Source organism: Nocardia sp. NPDC003693, from assembly GCF_053981095.1.
The window spans coordinates 66,803-87,964 of sequence record NZ_JBSFNO010000025.1; the positions used below are offsets into that span (position 1 = coordinate 66,803).

A 21,162-nucleotide genomic window follows, 5' to 3' on the forward strand; every position below is an offset into this window, starting at 1 on the left:
GAATGTGCCGGTCGAATTGTGTCACGATCATAGTTCAGTGAGCTGTCGCACACAGCCCACCCAGCACGCACCCTTCGCAACGCAGCGCACGTGGGAGAGCACATCGTGACCAATACCGAATCCGCCGCGGGTACGCCCCGCAAGAGCGCGGCGCGCAAGCCCGCCGCGGCCAAGACCGCGAAGGCGGCGCCCGCGGCCAAGGCCACCAAGGCGGCGCCCGCGCCCGAGAGCGCCGAGCCCGTGACCGTCGCCGCGCCCGCGCCCACCGAGCTCGAGGTGCGCAATCCCGCGACCGGCGCGCTCGCGGGCACGGTCCCGATCGATTCGGCCGAGACCGTGGCGGCCAAGGTCCGGGAACTGCGCGTGCACCAGGCCGAATGGGAGGCCATCGGCCCCGACGGCCGCAAGGAATGGCTGCTGAAGCTGCAGGACTGGTTGGTGGACAACACCGATCACCTGGCCGACGTGCTGCAGTCCGAGACCGGGAAGGCGCGCGTCGACGCGCTCATCGACCCGGCCTTCTCGGTCGACCTCACCGGCTACTACGCCCGCCGGGCCGCGAAATTCCTCGCGGACGAACATCCGTCGCCGCACAGCCCGCTGGCCCGGGTGAAGACGCTGACCCGCGTCTTCCGCCCGTACCCGGTCGTCGGGGTCATCACCCCGTGGAACTTCCCGCTCGCCATGCCCGTCATCGACGTGATCCCGGCGCTGGCGGCGGGCGCGGCCGTCATCCTCAAGCCGTCCGAGGTGACCCCGCTGTCGGCGCTCGAGCTGGTGCGCGGCTGGCGCGAGATCGGCGCGCCGCCGGTCTTCGACATCGTCACCGGCGCGGGCGCGACCGGCGCGGCGGTGGTGGAGAACGCGGATTACATCCAGTTCACCGGTTCCACCCCGACCGGCCGCAAGATCGCGGCCGCCTGCACCGAGCGCATGATTCCGTACAGCCTGGAGCTGGGCGGCAAGGATCCGGCCATCGTGCTGGCCGACGCCGATCTGGATCGCGCCGCGGCGGGCATCGCGTTCGGCGGCCTGTTCAACGCCGGGCAGGTGTGCATCTCGGTGGAGCGCGTGTACGTGGAAGCGCCTGTCTACGAAGAGTTCCTGAAGAAGCTGACCGCCGCGGTGAACGAGGTGCGCCAGGGCGTGGACGGGCGCGAGCCCAAGTACGACATGGGCGCGCTGGCCAACGAGAACCAGGCGCAGATCGTGCAGCGGCACGTCGAGGAGGCCGTGAAGCAGGGTGCGCGGGTGCTCACCGGCGGCAAGCGCACGGGCGTCGGCACGCTGTTCGAGCCGACCGTGCTGGCCGACGTCGACCACACCATGACCTGCATGACCGAGGAGACCTTCGGCCCGACGGTGCCGGTCATGAAGGTGGCCGACGAGGCGGAAGCCGTTCGGCTGGCCAATGATTCGATCTACGGCCTGTCCGCGTCGGTGTGGAGCGGGGACAAGGATCGCGCCGAACGCGTTGCGCGCCAACTGAACGCGGGCGCGGTGAACATCAACGACGTGTTCTCCAACATGTTCAGCTTCGCGCTGCCCATGGGCGGCTGGGGGCTCTCGGGTGTGGGCGCGCGCTGGGGCGGCGAGAACGGGGTGCGCAAGTACTGCCGGCAGCAGGCCATCACCAAGCCGATCCTGCCGACGCAGACCAAAGAGCTGCTGTGGTTCCCGTACAACACCACCAAGCTGGGCATCGCGCTGTCGGCCATGCGGGCCGCGGGTGCGCGCGGTGTGCGGCGGCTGAGCGTGCAGGCGGTTTTCGACACGGTGAAGGGGACCAAGTGATGACCGGCTTCGGTGCGATCAGGGGCAAGGTCGTCGTCATCACCGGTGGCGCGCGCGGCATCGGGCTGGCGACCGCGACGGCGTTGCAGGCGCTCGGGGCGAAGATCGCCATCGGCGACGTGGACGAGGTGACGGTCAAGGAGTCCGGCACCACCCGCGGGTTCGAGGTGTTCGGGCGGCTGGACGTCACCGATCAGCAGTCGTTCGAGGCGTTCCTGGACGAGGTCGAGAAGCAGCTCGGGCCGATCGACGTGCTGATCAACAACGCCGGGATCATGCCCACGGGCCGGCTCGTGGACGAGTCCGACGTGATCACCCGCAGGATTCTGGACATCAACGTGTACGGGGTGATCCTGGGGTCCAAGCTGGCGATCGCGCGCATGCTGCCGCGCGGGAGCGGGCACGTCATCAATATCGCGTCGCTGGCCGGGGAGACCCACATCCCGGGTCTGGCCACCTACAACGCGTCCAAGCACGCGGTGCTCGGGTTCACCGACACCCTGCGCGAGGAGTACCGGGGCACGGGGGTGCGGTTCTCCTCGATCCTGCCGACGCTGACCAAGACCGAGCTCGGGTCGGGGGTCAATCCGCCCAAGGTGCTGCGGCCGGCCGAGCCGGAGGAGATCGCGGACGCCATCGCCAAGGTGATCGTCGAGCCGCGATCCAAGGTGCGGGTCACCGCGGTCGCGGGCGCGATCTCCCAGGTCGTCGGACTGCTGCCGGAGTCGTGGGGTGACGCGCTCGGGCGCGCGCTGGGTGCGCAGAGCGCGTTCCTGGACGACGTGGATTCCGCGGCGCGCAAGGCGTACGAGTCGCGGGTGCGCGGCAACGGCAGCTGACGCGCGGAGCCGAGGGCGAGGGCCGGGACCGAATTCGGTTCCGGCCCTCGCGCCGTCAGCGGTCGGTGGCCCTAATGCACTGTCGCCAGGACGAATCGCTTGCCCGGATCGACCATGGCGTTGACGGTCGCGCCGTCGCCGTAGTCGCCGAGGGCGGTCATGTTCCAGCCGGTGGCGGCGCGGGTGAGCATGCACATGAACAGTCCGGTGCGGCGGTCGCCGCGCGAGAGTTCGAAGCGCACGAGTTCGGCGCCGGTGTAGTCGTCGACGAGCCGGCAGAAGGCGCGGGAGATCTGATCGAACTTCTGGCCGGAGTACGAGTTGACGGTGAAGAGCAGGGCGTACACGTTGCCCGGCAGGGCGGGCAGGTCGACGGTGATGACCTCGTCGTCGCCGTCCCCGTCACCGGTGAGGTTGTCGCCGGAATGTTTGATGGCGCCGCGGAATTCGCTCAGGTTGACGAACCAGACCTTGCCGAGCTTCTTGCCGCGGGTGTCGTAGGCGACCACCGAGGCGTCCAGGTCGATGGATTTGCCGCGTTTGGCGGGATCCCAGCCCAGGCCCATGCGCACCCGCGTCAGGGTGGCGACGCCGCCCTTGGTGAGGGAGACGGTCTCGTTCTTGCTGAGCGAGACGACCTTGCCCTTGTCCAGGCTGACGGTGGCCTCGCCGAAGCGGGGCGCGGGCTGCTGCGGGTAACCCGGGGTGGGCGAATGCTGCTGCGGGGGTGCTGAATACGGCTGCTGTGGCGGGTAAGCGGGCTGGGTCGGGGGCGGGTACGCCGGCTGGGCGGGTGGCGGATACGACTGCGGCGGGTACTGCTGCGGCGGCGGGTAGGCGGGCGGCGGCGAATACGGCTGGGACGGAGCCGCGTACGGCTGTTGCGGGGGCGCGTACGGCTGCTGCGGCGGCGGATAGGACTGCTGCGGGAACGGCGCGGTCGCGGGGAACGGCGCGGTGGGCGGGTACTGGTTCGCGGGCGGCGGGTACGGGCTCGCCTGCGGTGGGGGCTGCGGGGCGTCGTCCACGGTGATGCCGAAGTCGGTGGCGATGCCCGCCAGGCCGTCGGCGTAGCCCTGGCCGACGGCGCGCACCTTCCAACTGCCCTGTCGCCGATAGATTTCCAGTCCGACCACCGCGGTCTCGGTACTCAGGTCCGAGGGGGTGAACGTGACGAGGGTGGTGCGGCGCTGCGGGTCGACAAGGGCCAGCTGCAGTCGCCCGGCCCGGCCCCAGTTCGGCGGGCCGCTGCCGTCCAGGCTGGCCGTGACCACGATCTTGTCGATGTCCGCGGGCACCTCGCGGGTGGCGATGCGAATCCGGTTGGGCGGCTGCACGGTGACGCCCGGGCCGCGCGGCTGGTTGTAGAAGATGAAGTCGTGGTCGGAGCGGACCTTGCCGGCGGTGGTCAGCAGCAGCGCGGCCACATCCACCTCGGTCGAGGCGTTCACCTCGACGACGACCTCGTCCGTCGTGAGCGGCGCGTTGGCGCCCTTGGTCAATTCCATTGCTCGCCTTACCTCCCCGTTCCCTCCACGGTAGCGCCGTAGGGTCGGCGGCATGGAAGTAAACGGCGCCGTCTTCGTCGGACTCGCGACTCTCGATCTCGCCTACACCGTCGAGCGGTACCCGGCCGAGGACACCAAGACCCGGGCCGACGAGCTCTTCCTCGGCGCGGGCGGCCCCGCCGCCAACGCCGCGGTGGCGTACGCCCACGTGTCCGGCCGCTCCCCCGACCTGATCACGGCTCTGGGCGAACATCCACTGGCCGAACCGATTCGCGACGACCTGCGCCGCTACGGCGTCACCGTCGTCGACCTGACCCCGGCCGCGACGACCCAGCCCCCGGTCTCCTCGATCGTGGTGGCGACCGGGTCCGCGACCCGGACGATCGTGTCCCTGGACGGTTCCAGGATCGAACCGCGGCTGCCCGATGTCGCGGGCGGACGGGACGCCTCGGGAGCCACGGCATCGGCCGGACCTGTCGCACAACCGGAATTCGCCGTGCCCAACGGTCGGGGCTCCGACGTCGCGGCGGCCGAACTGCTCGGGAACGCCGCGATCGTTCTGGTGGACGGCCACTACGCCGAACCCGCGCTGCGGATCGCAGCGGCCGCCCGCGCGGCGGGTGTCCCCGTGGTGCTCGACGCCGGACGCTGGCGGCCCGTGCACGCCGAGCTGCTGCCGCTGGTCGATATCGCGATCTGCTCGGCGGCTTTCGCGCCGCCCGGCGTGCCCGCCGGTTCGCCCGACGCGGTCTTCGACTTCCTGCACGCCGCCGGGCCGACCCACGCGGCCGTCACCAACGGCGCTGCCGCCATTCGCTATTCGTTCCGGGACCCGGGCGCATGGGCGACCGGCGTCACCTTCGCCCGCGACGGCGAATCCGCCGCCTTCCCCCGTGCCCGGCCGGGCACGGGGGTGGGGTCACCCGGTGCGGCCTCCGGCGAGCTGGTGACCCGGGCCGGCGAGGCCGGAGGCGGTTCGCCCGCTCGGGACCGCGCGCCCGCCGGGGCGGTCGGCCGTGGCGAAAGCGGCCCGGGCCCGGCGCATCTCGTCGGCCGAGGCGTGCGGGGTGACCGGCCCGGTCCGGGTCGGCAAGGCGGCGAGCCGGTCGACGACGCCCGGAACCTCCATGACGGCGCGAGCGAGTCCGGGTACGGTCCCGGACCGAGTGGCGACATCGCCTGCGCGCGTGGGGAAGTACCGGTTCCGGCGGTCGCCGCGGTGGACACGCTGGGGGCCGGCGACATCCTGCACGGCGCGTTCTGTTATTTCCACGCGCTCGGGGAGGTGTTCCCGGTGGCCTTGCGGCACGCGGCGGAGGCGGCGGCGCTGTCGTGCGCGTCGGTGGGCACGCGGGAGTGGATGGGCGGTCAGACGATCTTGTAGTTGCGGCCGGACTTGCGCAGGACCAGGTCGGCGCGGGCGCGGGTGGACTCGACCAGGCGGGCGTTGAGCAGATCGCTCTGCGCCACTTTGGTTTTCGCGTCCTCCGGGCTACGGCCGCCGCGAATGTGGCGGCGTACCAAGCGCTGTTCGATGACGGGCCGGGGCACGTCCAGGTACCAGGTCTCGTCGAGCAGCGGGCGCACCGCGGACCAGCCGGGGGCGGCGCTGTCCTCGAGCAGCAGGTAGTTGCCCTCGGTGACGATGATCGGGTGGGCGTCGAAGACGACGCCGCCGGGCACCGGCTCGTGCAGCTCGCGGGAGTAGGTCGGCCAGGGCACCGGGCGGCCGGGCGGCGTCTCGCGCAGCGCGCGGAGGCACGCGACATACGCTGCGGCGTCGAAGGTGTCGGGCTCGCCCTTGCGCGCCAGATCGCCCGTCGCGCGCAGCCGCGCGTTGCTGAGGTGGAACCCGTCCATCGGGGCGACCTCGGCCAGCTCGGCGCCCGCGGCCAGGTTCAGTTCGTCGCGCACCCCGCGCGCCAGCGTCGATTTGCCCGCGCCGGGCGGCCCCGCGATACCGAGGATGAATCTTCCGGAATGTCCGTCCGCGTGCCGTCGCAGGCGCGCCGCGAGCTCCGACAGGGTCGTTTCGACGCCGATGCGAGCCACCCGAGCACCCTACTGCCGCCGCTGCGCGTTCGGGCCGAGACACCACGAGGTCGGCGGCGGCCGAACGGTTTTCGCCATCCACCCGAACCGGTTCACCACCGAACGATCACGCACCCGATCCCGCCGGAGATCCACGTGCGAGGCCCCGGCCCTTTCGGCCGGCGCGGTGGCAGCGCACGCCGACGCGGGCGGTGGCCCGCGCATCGTGCACAGCGGGAACCGCCTGCCGGAGCGAGGGCTTGGTCAGTTGCGAGTCATCGCGACCGAGAGAGAGTACGGAGAGCACGGCCGGGTGCGGTCATGGCCGGTCGGCGGATCGGGTGCCCCGGCCGGCCGCACCCGTGGTGTGCCCCCGTTCGGCGGGGATGGCGCGGATCAGCGCCAGCAGATCGGCCTCCAGCAGCCTGGACAGCCAGTAACTCCCGGCGAACGCCAGGACGCCGCCGACGCTGAGCCAGCGGACGGTGTCGATCACCAGACCCAGATCGGCGCTCGGGACCAGCGACGCGGAGGCGACGCCGAGCAGCGGAACCGCCGCGGCCACACCGAGATACCAGTTGCTGCGCCGGGCCAGGCGGCGCATCCGGTCCCGGTCGGCGGGGCCGACTGTGCCGTGGGTGAGCAGCGGCGGATACAGCGAGCGCACCGAATACACGGTGATCAGGAAGAACGGGTAGGCCAGCGCCATGGCCGCGCAGACCAGCTGGCCGATCCAGATCTGTGCCAGGGCGTTGTCGGGCAACTGAACTCCGGCCAGCACGAGCGCGGTGGGCCAGCCGAGGCCCGAGGCTATCCAGGCGCCCGCCGCCACCCACACCGCGCGCTCGCCCACCAGCAGGGTGTCGGCGCGGGCGCGCGCGAGTTCGGCGTCGGAGAATCGATGCCCGCGCGCGAGCCGATGGGAGACGGTCAGCGGCCGCCGCGCCAGCCACAGCAGGAGCAGCCCGGCGAGCGGAAACGCGATGAGGTTGGCGACCAGCACGGTGTCGGCGTAGGTCTGCTGCTCGGCGGCGGTCAGGTGCTGCCCGATCAGGCTCCCGCTGAGCCGGATCTTGTACACGCTGGCAACGAGATTGGGCAGCCCGAGGCACAGCGCCGCGATCGGAATCGCCCACCCGCGCGCCCGCGCCCGCCAGCTGCGCCGCGGCGGATCCACCAGGTCGCGCGCCCGCGCGTCCAGGCACAGGTCGAACTGCCCGGCCAGCTCGGCCCCGCTCGACCGCCGGTTGTCCGGATCGGGGTCCAGGCATTCGAGCAGCACCCGTCGCAGCGCGTACGGCGTATCGGCGGGCAACCCCGCGAGCGCGCTGTCCGGCACCCCCGCCCGCCGCCGCGCCAGCATCCCCGCGATCACCCGCTGCCCGAAACCCACGTCCGGACCGTGGTTTCCGCGCGCAGCACTCGTATCCCGCGCCCGGGGATCGCTCTCGGACGTCTCGTCATCGACCTGGCTCGGCGTCCCCGGCACAGGCACCGCGTCCGGGCCGGGCAGATACCCCGGCGCGGTCGAATCAGGTGCTGCGAGCGGCACAGCCGGCAGCCGCCGAGCGCCGGGCTCGGTCGACTCATCCGGACGATAGCGATCGCCGGACACGCCCGCATCCGCCGGCCCGGAGGGCGCAGCCGAGCCGGAGCGGTCATCGGGGGCAGGCGACTCGCCGGGACGATGCCGATCATCGGGAACGACGGATTCCCCGGGCGACGGTGGCGTATTCGCCCCCGGCCGATCATCGGGTGCGTCCGCCTCGTCCGGCAGCGGATCCTCGAACGGCGGTGCGCCGGTGAGCATCTCCCAGAGCAGGAGGCCGAGGGAGTAGATGTCGGCGCGGGTGTCGGGGAGGGGCGCGGACGAGTCGAGGGCGGCGGCCAGGGCCTCGGGGGCGCGCCAGCGCAGGTCGGCGAGCTGGTCCGGCGGCGACCCGTCCAGGCCGGCCGACGCCGGATTCCAGAAGCGCGGGCCCAGGGCGAAATCCGCGAGCTTCGGCACGCCCTCGGCGGTGAAGAGCACGTTGGCGGGCCGGATATCGTGGTGCAGCACGCCTTCCCGATTGGCGTGGTCCAGGGCCGTCGCGAGCCTGCGCCCCACCCAGGCCACGGTTTCGGGCCAGGTCGCGGCCGCGATCTCGGCGCGCACGCGCGAACCCGCGGGGCGGATCTCGCCCCGCGACTCCATGGCCGCGTCCACCGCGTCCAGCAGCACCGCGCCGCCGGCCGCGGCGCCCCGCTCGCGGCGCGACCGCAGCACGCCCTCGGCATTGCCGCCGGGCAGGTACTGCATGTACAGCAGCCGCAACGACTTCCCGGACGCGGCGGTGAGCAGCCGCTGATCGAAAACCCGCACGATGTAGTCGTGTTCGAGCTGGGCGACGGTGTGGGTGTCGCTGTCGGCGCCCGCGTCCACCCGCACCGCGACCAGCCGCTGCATCGAACGCTGGCGAGCCAGGAACATCCGGCTGTGCGCCTGCCCGCCGAGATCGGTGAGCAGATCGAAATCGTCCAGCGTGCGACCCACCGCGATGTCGGCGGGCAGCTCCGCGGGGGCCGCGGCCGGGGTTCCCGCGCGCAGGCGCTCACGCAACTCGCCCGCCACCTCCGGGTAGTCGGCGCCGAAGACCTCCGGGTCCAGCGGCCCGTACCGGCCGCGAACCAGGAACTCCTCGTACACCAGCTCCGCGTAGTCCGGGCTGCCGGTGATCTCCGGAAACTCGGTGCGGTAGGCCGAGACCCGCTTCTCCAGGCCCGCGCGCCTGCGCCGCTGGGAGATGTCGGCCCGCACCAGGTCGACCAGCACCTCGAGCCGCACCGCGGCCGCGTCCGGCACGTAGTGCGCCGGCGACGGCGGTTCCCGGCGGTGCCCGCGCAGCAGCGATTCCCACTCGGCCGCGAAACGGGCCAGGGCGCGCCGCGCGTGCTCACTCACGCCCGGCTGCCCGCATGCTCCCTCGATTCCGGGGACCGCACGGACACACCGACCCGTTCGAGGGCTCGCAGATCCGCTTCCAGTGCACGGAACATGATGTACACGACCACGAAGGCCGCGATGCCTCCGACACTCAGCACGCGCACCGCCACGATCACCAGCGGGATGTCGTCCGGTGGCAGGAACGTCACGCCCGCCACCGCCAGCAGCGGCACCGAGGCGGCCACCGCCAGGTAACTCGTGCAGCGCCGCCCCAGCCGATGCAGCAGGGCGACGTCGTCGGCGCTGACGCCCTCGCGCAGGAACATCGGATAGATACAGCGCACCAGGTAGAAGGTGACCAGGAAGAACGGATACGCCACGGCCATGGCGCCGCACACCACCAGTGACACCAGGAAGTGCACCATGCCGCGCGCCGGTATCTCCCCCGTGGCCAGCCGTAGCGCGATCGGGAACGTGATGCCCGCCAGCACCCAGAGCGAGAACACCACGAAGGAGATGCGCTCACCGCACAGCAGGACGTCGGTGCGGGCCCGCCGCAGCGTCTCCGCGTCGTACTCGCGGCCCTTGCGCAGCCCCCGCGGCACCGAGATGACCAGCCGGCACAGATAGATGATGACCGCGATGCCTATCGGATAGAACAGCGAGTTCACCGTGGCGGTGGTGAGGGTGAAGCTGCGTTCGGCCTCGGCCGAGAGCCTGCTCACGATCAGGGTGTCGTTGTGCAGGATGTTGTACACCGAGACCAGGATGTTCGGAATCGCGACCGCGAGGGTCACCAGCGGAACCAGCCAGGGCCGCAGGCGCATTCGCCAGCTGTTCGGCGCCGGATCCACCAGGTCGCGGGCGCGCGGGTCCAGACACAGCGACAGCTGCTCGGCCAGCACCGCGCCGCTGCTCCAGCGCTGTTCGCGATCGGGGGCCAGGCAGGTCAGCAGGACCCGGCGCAGCGCGGCCGGACAGTCCTGCGGCACCCGCTCCAGCGCCGGGGCGTCGACGCCGCCGCGCCGGCGTTCGAGCATGGCCTCCAGGGTCGTGCGGTCGCCGTGGTCGCCGGGACCGGCGGTGCTGTCGTCGAACGGTTTCGCACCGGTGAGCAGCTCCCACAGCACCACGCCGAGGGAGTAGATGTCGGCGCGGGTGTCCAGGTCGGCGGCGGTGTGCGCGTGCCCGGGATGACAGGCCTCGAGCTGCTCGGGCGACATGTAGGACAGCGAGCCGCCGAAGTACGAGACCGGGCTGGCGTCCTCCAGATTGCGCGCGAAACTGATGTTGAAGTCGGCCAGTTTGGGCACCGCCTCGGCGGTGAGCAGGATGTTCGCGGGCTTGACGTCGCGGTGCAGGACACCGTGCCCGTCGGCGTAGTCCAGCGCCTCGGCCAACCGGCGGCCCAGCCACGCGACGGCCTCCGGCCACGTCAGCCCCGCGATCTCGGCGCGCACGCTGGAATCGGTCGGCCGGATCTCGCCCTTCTCCTCCATGGCCGCGTCCACCGCGTCCAGCAGCAGTTGCCCGCTGCGTTCGGCGAGCGGCGTCGCGCGCACCCAGCGCAGCACGCCCAGCAGGGTGCCGCCGGGCAGGAACTGCATGTACAGCAGCCGCAGCCGCCGCCCGGACTCGAACCGGATCCCCGAGATCAGCCGCTGATCGAACACCCGCACGATGTAGTCGTGGTCGAGCTGGGCCAGGGTCTGTGGTTCGGTGCCGTGGTCGGCGGAGATCTTCACCGCCACGAGCCGCTGCAGCGATCGCTGGCGGGCCAGGAACACGCGCGCGAACGCGCCGCTGCCCAGCCCGGTGAGCAGGTCGAAATCGTCTATGCTCTGGCCGATTTCGATGCGGTCGAGCAGGTCGCTCATCGCGGGCGCGGCCAGGCCGCCGGTGGCGCGGGTCTCGGCCGGCACCTCGCCCGTGTCGGGTACGCGGGTGGAGTCGTCGGGCGCCTGCCCGGCGCGCGTGGCGTCGTCCGACCCGCTGCCGGCCTCGGTGGCGTCGGGGCCGGAACCGGCCCGGGTTGATTCGTCGAGCCCGCGACCCGCGCGCGTGGCCTCGTCGAGCGAACCCGCCCGCGTGGATTCGTCGAGTGCGCGGGCCCGGGCGGACTCGTCCGGCCCGGACCCGGCGCGGGTGAGTTCGCCGAAGAAGTCCTCGGCGCGCGTGGATTCCCCGAAGGGGTCCCCTGCCGCCCGGGTCGCGTCACCGAACAGTTCGCTCAGCGGAATCGAATCGCCCGGGGATTTCCCGGGCCGGGTGCGCACGCCGGGCGGCACGCCGCGCCGGGTGGCTTCGCCCTCGTCATCCTGTGCGGGCCCGAGTTGGGTGGCTTCGCCCTCGTCGCCCGGCGCGGGGCCCAGTTGGGTCGCCTCGCCCGCATCATCACCGGGCGCGGGACCGCGTCGAGTCGCCTCGCCCTCGTCGCCGGGTGCGGAGCCGAGTTGGGTCGCCTCGCCCTCGTCATCCGGCGTGGGGCCGAGTTGGGTCGCTTCCCCCTCATCACCGGGCACGGGACCCAGCTGGGTCGCTTCACCGTCGTCGTCCACCGAGCCCAGCCGCGTCGACTCGTCAAGGCCGGCGCTGGTGAACCGCCGCGGCGGGGTCCCGACGCGAGTGGACTCACCGTCGCCGGGCGACTCCGGCGCGTCCCGCGTGGCCGCGTCCAGCCCCGGCGCCCGGGTGCTCTGGTCCACGTCATCGGCGATGAGCAGTTCCCGCAGCTCCACGGCCTGATCCGGATACTCACGCAGACATTCGCTGGGGTCGACGCGCTCACCGCTGTGCCGGCGGATCACGAACTCCTCGTACACCAGCCCGGGCGGCAGATCCTGGGCGCTGAGCTCGGGAAATTCGGCGCAGTACTCGGTCAGGCGCTTACGGAGGGAGCCGGGCGCCAGATGCGGCGCGGCGCGGCGCAGCCAGCGGTGGCGCATATCGACGCGGATCAGCTCGAGCAGGGCGTCCCGGCGCAGTGTGCTGGCGTCGGGCAGGTAGTCGGAGATGCTCGGCGGATCGGCCCCGGCCCCGGAACCCCAGGCCGCGGTGAAGGCCGCGACCGCGCTGAATTCCGTTCCCGCCGAGTGCGGGCCGCGGTGGCGCTCGGAACCTGAAGCCATGTCCGCACCTATCTGGCTCGGCGCGGACATCGCCGGACGGCGTCCGCACTGTCGAACTCTTGCTGTCGCGGATAATTTCCCGCCACACCCGACACCATCATCCCCGAGCAATTGCGGGAAATGATAACTTGCGCCTGCACAGCGGATCACCCGATTTCGACTCGAAACGACGGGGGAACACCAGCATGTACGACGAGGGCACCGCGCTAGCGGACCGCACGGCGGTGAACGGGGTACTGATGAATATGGACGACTCCACCGGCGCGAACATCGAACACGAAGCACTCTCGCGCACCGAGGCCCATCCGGCGAGTCCCGCCCCCGACTCCTCCCCCTTCCTCGACCCCCTACCGCCGGTGGACGCCACCACCGCGACCGGAATCGCCGCCGCCGTGCAGCAGGGTTCGGTCACCCCCGAGCAGATGGTGCGCGACGCCCTCGACCGCATTCACGCCCGAGATCGGAAAGTCAACGCGTTCAGCGTGATTCGCACCGACGCCGCCCTGGCCGAGGCCCGCGCGCTCGCCGATCGGCCGGATCTGGACATGCTGCCGCTGGCCGGGGTGCCGGTGGTCGTGAAGAACAACGTCGACGTCGCGGGCGAGGTCACCCGCGCCGGTTCGCTGGCGGGTGACGGCCTGCCCGCCGCGACGGATCACCCGGTCGTGCGGCGTTTGCGCGCGGCGGGCGCGGTGGTCGTCGGGCTCACCAGCGTGCCGGAACTCGGGCTGTGGGGCGTCACCGATTCGACCGAGGGCATCACGCGCAGCCCCTGGAACCAGCGGTTCAGCGCGGGCGGCTCCTCCGGCGGCTCCGGAGCGGCGGTGGGGTCGGGCATGGTGACCCTCGGGCACGGCAACGACGGGCTCGGTTCGGTGCGCATTCCGGCGGCCTGCTGCGGCGTGGTCGGGCTCAAGCCCGGGCGCGGGCTGGTGCCCGCCGAGGTCGGGGTGGATTCCTGGGGCGGTATGACCGAAAACGGCGTGCTGGCAACGACTGTCGCCGATGCCGCGCTCATGCTGTCGGTCCTCGCCGATCGCGCGGCGCTCGCCGACCTGGAGTCGCCGCCGACCCTGCGCATCGGACTGGCCACCGCGCCGCCGCTGCCCCTGGCCCGGGTGGACCGCGCCTGGACCACCGCGGCCGATCGCGCCGCCGCGGCCGCCGCGCGCGCCGGGCACACGATCGGGGTGTCCGAACTCCCCTATCAGGGCGCGACTTTCGCGCTCATGCTGCGCTGGGTGGCCAACGCCGCCCGCGAGGCCGCGACCGTTCCCTACCCGGAGATGCTGCAGCCGCGCACCCGCACCCACGTCGCCCTGGGCGCGCTGGCGCTGCGCAGCGGCCTGGTGCGCGCCGCGCAGGTCGATCGCATCGAGGCCCGCCTGCTCGACTGGTTCGAGCGCTACGACGTGGTCATCACCCCCACGCTGGCCACCTCGCCGCCCCGCGCGGGCCGCTGGCACCGCCGTCCGTGGCTCGCCAATGTGGTTGCGAACGTGAGCTATTCCCCGTTCACGCCGCTGTGGAACCTGGTCGGCTGGCCCGCCATCTCGGTACCCACCGGCGTGCATCCGCGCACCGGTATGCCCCTGGCGGCCCAGCTCGCGGGCCCGCCCGGCAGCGAGTCGACCCTGCTGCGCCTGGCCGCGCAGATAGAGTCCATCCTCCCCTGGCGCCGCACCCACCCCTGAGAGACACGAAAAGGGCAGTCCCCGAGGGGACTGCCCTTTTCGCACGCCGAACGGCGGTGGCATCGCCTCCGACCCGAGGCCACAACCGTTGCGAGCGAGCACTGCTCACGCGAGGCGGATGACCCACCGGGAACGGGCAACCGACCTCGCGGCCGACGCACCCGTACCCCGCGAGAATTCCCGCCGCGGTGGTACTAGCCCTGGGTGGCGGGGACGCGCACCGCGAAACCACCGTCGAGCACGCGGGCCGCGAATTCGAGGATGGTCGGGCGATCGTCGTCCGCGCGCCAGGCGACGGCGAGTTCGCACGGCGCCAGTCCGGAGACGGGACGCGCGGTCAGGCCGGGCCAGCGGTACATCGGGACGTTGTTCTCGGCGAGCAGGCAGACACCCAGTCCGAGGGAGACCGCCTCCAGGCGCTCCTCCGCGGTGGCCGCCTCCGCGCCGATCTTGGCCTGGCGGCCGTTGCGGGCGTCGGCGCCGAGCCAGAAGTCGCGGGCCGCACCGGCTTCGGCGGGCATGGCGATGAACGGCTCGTCCACCAGATCCGCGAACTCGATGGTCTCCTGACCCGCGAGCGCGTGGTTCTCCGGCAGCAGCACCCAGCGCGGTTCGGTGCGCAGCACCTGCCAGCGGTAGCGGCCGGTGTCGGGCACGGGCAGCCACATGAGCGCCAGATCGGCCTGGCGCCCGGCCAGCCCGCTGGACGGGTCGGTCCAGGACGCGGAGTGCAGGGCGAGCCGGTGGCCGCTGGCGCTCTCCAGGTCGGTGATCAGGCCGCGCCCGATGGACGACTGGATGCCGACGCGCAGCACCTCACCCGCCTCCTGCAGTGCGACGTTGGTGACTTCCCACAGCTCCAGGATGCGGCGTGCGCCTTCCAGGAGTTCCTTGCCCGCGACAGTGAGTGCGACGCTGCGCTGGTTGCGGTCGAACAGGACCACGTCGAGCTGGCGTTCGAGCTGCCGAATCTGCCGGGACAGGGTCGGCTGTGCGATGTGCAGCCGCTGGGCGGCGTTGGTGAAGTGCAGTTCCTCAGCGACGGCGACGAAATACCGCAGGTCGCGCAAATGCGGGTCCATAGCCCCTTGCTATCAGAATCGGTCTTGAATTACCAGCCGTATCTGGTTCGAAAGTCGGAAATCGACTCAGAAAACAGCCATCAGGTTTGTTACAGAGAGCATAGGGCCAGGCCGTAACATTCCGGTAACCGGTAGGGCGAATTCCTGGCCATTCACGCTCGTGGCGGAGGCGGGATTTCATGCGGGCATGTGACCAGCAGTAACACACAGCACGCTACACACCCGCGCCGACCGGCGCGACTCGAGCGCCGCCGCCCAGCAACGCCGCCCGGCAAACCGGATCACAGCCGCCGGCCGTTGAACGTGAGTTTCATCACAGGAAGGGCGAAACGCCCACCGGATGACACGCCGCACACCCGGAGACAGCCGAGCCGCCAACCGGAATCGGTCGGCGGCTCGATCGGGAACCGGGCCCGCGAGGCGTTCGCCCCCGGCCTCAGCCCCCGTAGACGTTCGGGTGCAGGGTGCCGATGTACGGCAGATCGCGGTAGCGCTCGGCGTAGTCGAGGCCGTAACCCACCACGAACTCGTTCGGGATGTCGAAGCCGACGGCCATGACGTCCACCTGGGTGCGCAGCGCGTCCGGCTTGCGCAGCAGGGTCACCACCTCGAGCGAGGCGGGATTGCGGCTGGACAGGTTGCGCAGCAGCCACGACAGGGTCAGGCCGGAGTCGATGATGTCCTCGACGATCAGCACGTTGCGGCCCGCGATGTCCTTGTCGAGGTCCTTCATGATCCGCACGACGCCCGACGACGAGGTCGAGGAACCGTAGGAAGAGACCGCCATGAACTCCATCTGGGTGGGCACGGTGAGCTTCTTCGCCAGATCGGTCATGAAGAAGATCGCGCCCTTGAGCACGCCCACCAGCAGCAGATCGCCCTCGGGCGCGTCGGCCGGATAACGTTTGGCTACCAGAGCCGCGAGCTCGTCGACCTTCGCCGCGATCTCGTCCTCGCTGATCAGCACCGACGCGATGTCGTCCCCGTACACGTCCGCTGGTATCCCTTCACTGATGGTGTCGACCGGCATCGGTGTCGACGCGGTCCCAGCCAAGTATGAGCGTGCCATGTTCACGCGCGGCAACCAACCTCGTCCCACTCGGTGAACCGCCGAGCGCGACCCCGCCCTGCCCCCGCCATCGCGTCACGAGCGCCTCCACCGCACGTAAAGTGGTGTCCGTCAATGATTTTGCGCCGCCCTCGAGCAACCAGGCGCGAATGACGCGGCGGCGAATCGCGGCCGGCGCAGTGGCGAGCGTCTCGATCTCGAGTCCACGCTCATTACGAGACGCAGCCAGCAAACTTTCAGCGAGCGCGTCGAGCACCTCGCCGTCCTCACGCAGCTGCGCCGCGGTCCGGGCCAGCGCCGGGGCCACGCCCCCCTGCAGCACCTCCTCCAGCAGCGGCAGTACCTCGGTCCGCAGCCGCACCCGGGTGAACTCCGGCGCGAGATTGTGCGGGTCCTCCCACGGCGTCAGCCCGGCGTCCGCGCACAGCTGCCGCGTCACCGCCCGCCGCACCCCCAGCAGCGGCCGCCCCCACGGCTCGTCGAACTCGGCCATGCCTCGAATGGACCGCCCGCCCGACCCGCGCGCCAACCCGAGCAACACCGACTCGGCCTGATCGTCGAGGGTGTGCCCGAGCAACACCGGCAGCCCGCCCCGCGCCCGATCCAGCGCCGCGTAGCGTGCCCGCCGCGCCGCCGCCTCCGGCCCGCCCGCCCGCCCGACCTCGACCCGCAGCACCCGCGCCGATCGGCACCCCAGCGCCAGCGCCGCCGCGACCGCGTCCCCGGCGACGTCCCCCGACCCCTCCTGCAATCCGTGATCGACGACGAGCGCGTCCACCGCCTCGGCCTCGACCACCGCGGCGGCGGTCAACGCCAGCGAGTCCGCACCCCCGGACAACCCGACGGCCACCACCCCACCCCCGGGCAGGTACCGCCCGAGCCACCCCCGCACCGCGTGCCGCAGCGCCAACGCGGCTCGCGTCTCGGGCAGTCGGAGGCGGTCACTCACCACCAGATCGTCGCACGGAGTCCCGTGCTATCCCAGGACGCGGGACACCCAGAGCTGGGGTTCGCCGATTTCGGCTGTGCGGGGCAGGGTTTCGGCGTTGGTCCAGATGGTGTTGAAGCGGTCCATGCCGACGGTGTTCACCACCTCGTCCACGAAGGCCTTGCCGCGCACGTACTGCGCGACCTTGGCGTCCATGCCGAGCAGCGCCCGCAGCAGGCGCTGCAGCGGGTTGCCGGGCCGGCGGCGGCGCTGATCGAACGCCGAGCGGATCCGGGCCACCGACGGCACCACGGCCGGGCCGACGGCGTCCATCACGTGGTCGGCGTGGCCTTCGAGCAGGGTGCCGAGCATGAGCAGGCGATCCAGGGCCTCGCGCTGGGGTTCGGCCTGGGTGGCGCGCAGCAGGCCGACGACGCCGCCCGCCGGGTCCGGCTCGCCGCGGCGGCGCTCCTTGACCGCCTCCAGCAGCCGCCCGAGCATGTCCTGCAGCGGCTCGTCACCCGCCTCGCCGAGCAGTTCCACGTTGCGCTGCATGTACTCCGCCAGCCACGGCGCGGAGGAGAACTGCACCCGGTGCGTCACCTCGTGCAGGCAGACCCAGAGCCGAAAGTCGCTGGGCGGCACCCCGAGTGCGCGCTCGACCGCCATGATGTTCGGCGCGACCAGCAGCAGCGTCCCGTCCGGGCCGCTGAACGGGTCGTACTGACCCAGGATCGCGGTGGACAGGAAGGCCAGCATGGCCCCGGCCTGCACGCCGCCGGGCTTGCCCGCGAACCGGCCCTGTTCGGGATCGACCCCGGTGCCGGTGAGCTGGGCCATGGAATCGGCGGCGGCGGTGATCCAGCCCGGCCGGTCCACCACCCGCGCCGCCGGAATCGCGCCGTCGTCGATGAGCCCGCTCACCTCGCGCACCGGACCCTCGGCCCGGATCGAGGCGGCCGACAACTCGGCCACCGCCTGCTCGGCGGCATGCCGGGTGGTGCGCGGACCCGCGGGCACCAGCGCGGCGCCGGTGCGGGCGGCCAGCGTCCAGTCCACGGCGCCGGTCAGCGCCGAACGGGACCTGGAACCGGTCTCGACCAGCACGCCGTCACGGTGAGCACCGGCGGCCGAATTGTCGTGGGATTCGGTCATATTCATCCACCCGTCAGGAGCAGCCACAATTGCGCAGGACCGCGGCGAAGGCATCCAACGCCGGACGGCTCGCACCGGGGAGCCGCTTGTTCGACATCAGCGCGAAGGTGAGTACGCGCCCGTCGTTGTCGAGCACATACCCCACCAACGAGCTTGCCACGTCCAGAGTTCCGGTCTTGGCGCGAACCCAGCCCGCCGCCGCGCGATTACGCTCGGTGTAGCGCTCGGCGAGGGTCCCGGTGGCGCCCGCGACCGGCAGATAGTCCAGCAGCGCGGCGAGCGGATCCGCGGCGCCCGCGTCCGGGCCCGAAGTGGCCTGCGCACCAGCGTTGTACGGCAGCGCCGCGACCGCGACCAGGCGATCGAGCAGGCGCGGCGGAATCAGATCGTCGACCGAGAGCCCGCTGGTGTCGTGCAGCGTCAGCCCGGCGGTGTCGAAACCGGCCGCGCGCAGCGTGGTGCCCATGGCGGTGACGGTGCCGTCGAAGGACAGTTCCGCGCCGGTGGCCGCCGCGATCTCCCGGCCGATGGTCTCGGCCAGCACGTCGTCGGAATGAACCATCATGTCGCGCAGGCGATCCCGCAGCGGTGCGGAATGCACGGCGGCGACCTCCACCGCGCCCGGGGAGGCGTTCCCGATCCGCGTCTTCCCCGGATCGACGCCCAGCTCCTGCGCCAGCCGCCGCCCGGCGTCCAGCGCGGGCGTGGTGGTGCGCGGAGAGTACTCGACCAGGGGATCGAGCCGGCCGCCGTCGATCATCACCGATTCGATCGGCGCGATGGATCCGCCGCCGATATCGACCGGATCCCAGCCCTTGGCCATGGTCGGGCCCGCGTACGCGGAGGTGTCGACGACGATGGTGTCGAACTTGCGGCCGGTCTTGCGGATCTGCTGCACCAGGTCCGCGAGCCGGGGCCCGTTCTCGTAGTAGCCCTTACCGTCCGGCTGCGCGGTGAGCGTGGGATCGCCGCCGCCGACCAGCACCAGCTCGTTGCCCGCGGTCCCGGCCATCACCCGCGTGGTCACCCGGTGATCGGGCGGCAGGGCCAGCAGCGCGGCGGCGCTCAACAGCACCTTGGCGTTGGACGCCGGAATCATGGGTTTGTCGGGATCCATTGTCCAGAGCACGTTTCCGGTCTCGGCGTCGGTCACCGAGGCCGCGAAGACACCCAGATCCGGCGTGGTCGCCACCTGCGCCAGCGCGGCCGACAGCCCGGCGGCCGTCGGCGCGGGCGCGGTCGCCGGCGCGGGACTCAGCTGCTGCAGCGCGCGCACCGGCGAGGGCGGCGCGGCGATCGTCAAGCCGCCGTGCCGGAACTCCTCGGTCCACGGCTGCACCGTCAGCACCACCGCCGTACCGGCCGCCAGCACCACGACCAGCACCGATGAGACCACGATCCAGGTTTTACGACGCCGCTTGGCTTCCAGCCCACCCATGTTCTGCTTGTTCCGAGCCACCTGCCGCCGTCTCCCTGATGTCTGCCTCGGGCGTCGAATAAGCCTCGGGCGTCCCTGCCGAACCCACGCACCCGGGTCCCACACTATCCTCGTTGCGCAGTCGTTCCCCCGAACGAGCTGGCGAGTCGGCAGCCCTACCGCCCACCGAAAAAGGAGATGACGTGGAGTTCGACGTCACCATCGAGATCCCCCGGGGTCAGCGCAACAAATACGAGGTTGATCACGAGACCGGACGCGTGCGGCTGGACCGCTACCTGTACACCCCCATGATGTACCCGGCCGACTACGGCTACATCGAGAACACCCTCGGCGGCGACGGCGACCCCCTCGACTGCATGGTGCTGCTGCCCGAGCCGGTCTTCCCGGGCGTGATCGTCGAGGCCCGCCCCGTCGGCGTGCTCATCATGAGCGACGAGGCCGGCACCGACGAGAAGCTCGTCGCGGTGCCCGCCGGCGACAAGCGCTGGAACCACATCCAGGACGTCGAGGACATCCCAGAGTTCCAGCGCAAGGAGATCTCGCACTTCTTCGAGCGCTACAAGGACCTCGAGCCCGGCAAGTGGGTCAAGGTCGAGGGCTGGGAAGGCCGCGAGAAGGCCGAGAAGCTCGTCACCGAGGCGTACGCGCGCCTGCAGGAGCAGGGCCACTGAGCTCGCGCTGACACGACGAAGGGTGGCACGGAATTCCGTGCCACCCTGTCGTTTTCACAGCTTCGCTGGCCGCTACTTCCCCTGGAAGCGCGGCGCCCGCTTCTCGAACACGGCCTGGATCGCCTCGGTCAGATCCTCCGAGGGCAGGAAGGCCGAGTTCCACGCCGACACGTAGCGCAGGCCGTCCGCGACCTTGCCCGCCTTGGGCTGATCGAGCACGTCCTTGATGCCCTGCACCACCAGTGGCGGGTTGTCCGCGATCTCGCGCGCCATGGCGTGCGCCGCCGCCAGCACCGCGTCCTGATCCTCGAACACGTCGTTGACCAGGCCGATCTTCTCCGCCCGCGCCGCGTCGATGTCCTTGGCGGTGTACGCGAGTTCGCGCAGGTGGCCCTCGCCGATGATGCCCGGCAGCCGGTGCAGCGAACCGATGTCCGCCACGATCGCGACCTTGGCCTCGCGCAGGCTGAACTTGGCGTCCGCGCTGGCCAGGCGGATGTCGGCGGCCGCGATCAGATCGAGCCCGCCGCCGATGCACCAGCCCTGCACGGCCGCGATCACCGGCTTGACGCAGTTCGCCACCGCGGTGACCGAATCCTGCATGGACCGCACCTGCTTGAGGAAGTCGGTGCGCGGCCCCGCCAGCGCGCCGCCCAGCAGCGGCCCGAAGACCGGCGCCATGGCGGGCAGGTCCAGCCCGTAGGAGAAATGCTTACCCGAACCGGCGAGCACGATGGCCCGCACCTCGGGGTCGGCGTCGAGTTCGCCGAAGATGAGCGGCAGCTCACGCCAGAAGTCCGGGCCCATGGCATTGCCCTTGCCGGGGCCGGTCAGCGTCACCGTCGCGACGTGGTCCTTGCTCTCGACCTCGAAAGCCTTCCAATCGGTCATCGGTCCAGCGT

Annotated in this window: 14 protein-coding genes and 1 pseudogene; 5 read left to right on the forward strand and 10 right to left on the reverse strand. The window is 71.5% G+C overall.

Translation table 11 applies throughout. The features are described from left to right. The first annotated feature begins 105 nt into the window (after positions 1 to 105). Both ACWDOP_RS25285 and ACWDOP_RS25290 read left to right on the forward strand, forming a co-directional pair. A complete protein-coding gene (locus tag ACWDOP_RS25285; protein WP_456347041.1) occupies positions 106 to 1,794 on the forward strand; it encodes an aldehyde dehydrogenase family protein in 1,689 nt (562 codons plus the stop codon). Beyond that, positions 1,794 to 2,633 carry an SDR family oxidoreductase gene (locus ACWDOP_RS25290; RefSeq protein ID WP_456347042.1) on the forward strand — a complete coding sequence of 280 codons (840 nt, stop codon included), beginning with the start codon at positions 1,794 to 1,796 and terminating at the stop codon, positions 2,631 to 2,633. Before ACWDOP_RS25285 ends, ACWDOP_RS25290 begins: the two co-directional genes overlap by 1 nt. A gap of 71 nt (positions 2,634 to 2,704) precedes the next feature. On the opposite strand, the gene ACWDOP_RS25295 is transcribed toward ACWDOP_RS25290, so the two are convergent. Continuing rightward, positions 2,705 to 4,141, reverse strand: a complete 1,437-nt coding sequence (locus ACWDOP_RS25295) for a TerD family protein (protein WP_456347043.1) — start codon at positions 4,139 to 4,141, stop codon at positions 2,705 to 2,707. A 52-nt stretch (positions 4,142 to 4,193) separates the two neighbouring features. Here ACWDOP_RS25295 and ACWDOP_RS25300 point away from each other — a divergent pair, with 52 nt between their 5' ends. After that, positions 4,194 to 5,525, forward strand: a complete 1,332-nt coding sequence (locus ACWDOP_RS25300) for a PfkB family carbohydrate kinase (RefSeq protein ID WP_456347044.1) — start codon at positions 4,194 to 4,196, stop codon at positions 5,523 to 5,525. On the opposite strand, the gene ACWDOP_RS25305 is transcribed toward ACWDOP_RS25300, so the two are convergent. The 3 genes and pseudogenes from ACWDOP_RS25305 to ACWDOP_RS25315 all read right to left on the reverse strand — a co-directional run. Next, positions 5,510 to 6,193 carry a nucleoside/nucleotide kinase family protein gene (locus ACWDOP_RS25305; protein ID WP_456347045.1) on the reverse strand — a complete coding sequence of 228 codons (684 nt, stop codon included), beginning with the start codon at positions 6,191 to 6,193 and terminating at the stop codon, positions 5,510 to 5,512. The genes ACWDOP_RS25300 and ACWDOP_RS25305 overlap by 16 nt on opposite strands. 298 nt (positions 6,194 to 6,491) lie before the next feature. Continuing rightward, positions 6,492 to 9,113: a protein kinase domain-containing protein gene (locus ACWDOP_RS25310; RefSeq protein WP_456347046.1), complete on the reverse strand. Its 2,622-nt coding sequence runs from the start codon at positions 9,111 to 9,113 to the stop codon at positions 6,492 to 6,494. Beyond that, a pseudogene (locus tag ACWDOP_RS25315) lies at positions 9,110 to 10,960 on the reverse strand (serine/threonine-protein kinase); the annotation flags it as partial. The pseudogene ACWDOP_RS25315 and the gene ACWDOP_RS25310, both read right to left, overlap by 4 nt. 1,448 nt (positions 10,961 to 12,408) lie before the next feature. Between ACWDOP_RS25315 and ACWDOP_RS25320 the strand changes: the two are divergent. Beyond that, on the forward strand, positions 12,409 to 13,917 hold the full coding sequence (locus tag ACWDOP_RS25320) for an amidase (protein ID WP_456347047.1): 1,509 nt from the start codon (positions 12,409 to 12,411) through the stop codon (positions 13,915 to 13,917). Between the two features lie 194 nt (positions 13,918 to 14,111). Here ACWDOP_RS25320 and ACWDOP_RS25325 read toward each other — a convergent pair whose 3' ends face one another. From ACWDOP_RS25325 to dacB, 5 genes are all read right to left on the reverse strand, one after another. Beyond that, on the reverse strand, positions 14,112 to 14,999 hold the full coding sequence (locus ACWDOP_RS25325) for a LysR family transcriptional regulator (protein ID WP_454204731.1): 888 nt from the start codon (positions 14,997 to 14,999) through the stop codon (positions 14,112 to 14,114). Between the two features lie 436 nt (positions 15,000 to 15,435). Beyond that, a complete protein-coding gene (hpt, locus tag ACWDOP_RS25330; protein WP_454204730.1) occupies positions 15,436 to 15,990 on the reverse strand; it encodes a hypoxanthine phosphoribosyltransferase in 555 nt (184 codons plus the stop codon). Positions 15,991 to 16,006: 16 nt separating this feature from the next. Continuing rightward, positions 16,007 to 17,020: a tRNA lysidine(34) synthetase TilS gene (tilS, locus tag ACWDOP_RS25335; RefSeq protein WP_456347048.1), complete on the reverse strand. Its 1,014-nt coding sequence runs from the start codon at positions 17,018 to 17,020 to the stop codon at positions 16,007 to 16,009. A gap of 24 nt (positions 17,021 to 17,044) precedes the next feature. Then, positions 17,045 to 18,151: a zinc-dependent metalloprotease gene (locus ACWDOP_RS25340; protein ID WP_456347049.1), complete on the reverse strand. Its 1,107-nt coding sequence runs from the start codon at positions 18,149 to 18,151 to the stop codon at positions 17,045 to 17,047. Positions 18,152 to 18,164: 13 nt separating this feature from the next. Next, complete coding sequence (dacB, locus tag ACWDOP_RS25345) at positions 18,165 to 19,589, reverse strand: D-alanyl-D-alanine carboxypeptidase/D-alanyl-D-alanine endopeptidase (RefSeq protein ID WP_456347071.1); 1,425 nt, start codon at positions 19,587 to 19,589, stop codon at positions 18,165 to 18,167. 182 nt (positions 19,590 to 19,771) lie between these two features. Here dacB and ppa point away from each other — a divergent pair, with 182 nt between their 5' ends. Beyond that, entirely contained in the window at positions 19,772 to 20,260 is a 489-nt protein-coding gene (ppa, locus tag ACWDOP_RS25350; protein WP_354991491.1) for an inorganic diphosphatase, read from the forward strand. Between the two features lie 72 nt (positions 20,261 to 20,332). Here the strand turns inward: ppa and ACWDOP_RS25355 are convergent, their stop codons facing one another. After that, positions 20,333 to 21,151: a crotonase/enoyl-CoA hydratase family protein gene (locus ACWDOP_RS25355; protein WP_454204728.1), complete on the reverse strand. Its 819-nt coding sequence runs from the start codon at positions 21,149 to 21,151 to the stop codon at positions 20,333 to 20,335. Positions 21,152 to 21,162: the final 11 nt, after the last annotated feature.

What these genes read in the sequence shown, in the direction of transcription:
- ACWDOP_RS25290 (WP_456347042.1), top strand. Translation starts at nt 1,794, where the DNA reads ATGACCGGCTTCGGTGCGATCAGGGGCAAGGTCGTCGTCATCACCGGT.
- ACWDOP_RS25295 (WP_456347043.1), bottom strand. Translation starts at nt 4,141, where the DNA reads ATGGAATTGACCAAGGGCGCCAACGCGCCGCTCACGACGGACGAGGTC.
- ACWDOP_RS25300 (WP_456347044.1), top strand. Translation starts at nt 4,194, where the DNA reads ATGGAAGTAAACGGCGCCGTCTTCGTCGGACTCGCGACTCTCGATCTC.
- ACWDOP_RS25320 (WP_456347047.1), top strand. Translation starts at nt 12,409, where the DNA reads ATGTACGACGAGGGCACCGCGCTAGCGGACCGCACGGCGGTGAACGGG.
- ACWDOP_RS25325 (WP_454204731.1), bottom strand. Translation starts at nt 14,999, where the DNA reads ATGGACCCGCATTTGCGCGACCTGCGGTATTTCGTCGCCGTCGCTGAG.
- ACWDOP_RS25340 (WP_456347049.1), bottom strand. Translation starts at nt 18,151, where the DNA reads ATGACCGAATCCCACGACAATTCGGCCGCCGGTGCTCACCGTGACGGC.
- dacB (WP_456347071.1), bottom strand. Translation starts at nt 19,589, where the DNA reads ATGGGTGGGCTGGAAGCCAAGCGGCGTCGTAAAACCTGGATCGTGGTC.
- ACWDOP_RS25355 (WP_454204728.1), bottom strand. Translation starts at nt 21,151, where the DNA reads ATGACCGATTGGAAGGCTTTCGAGGTCGAGAGCAAGGACCACGTCGCG.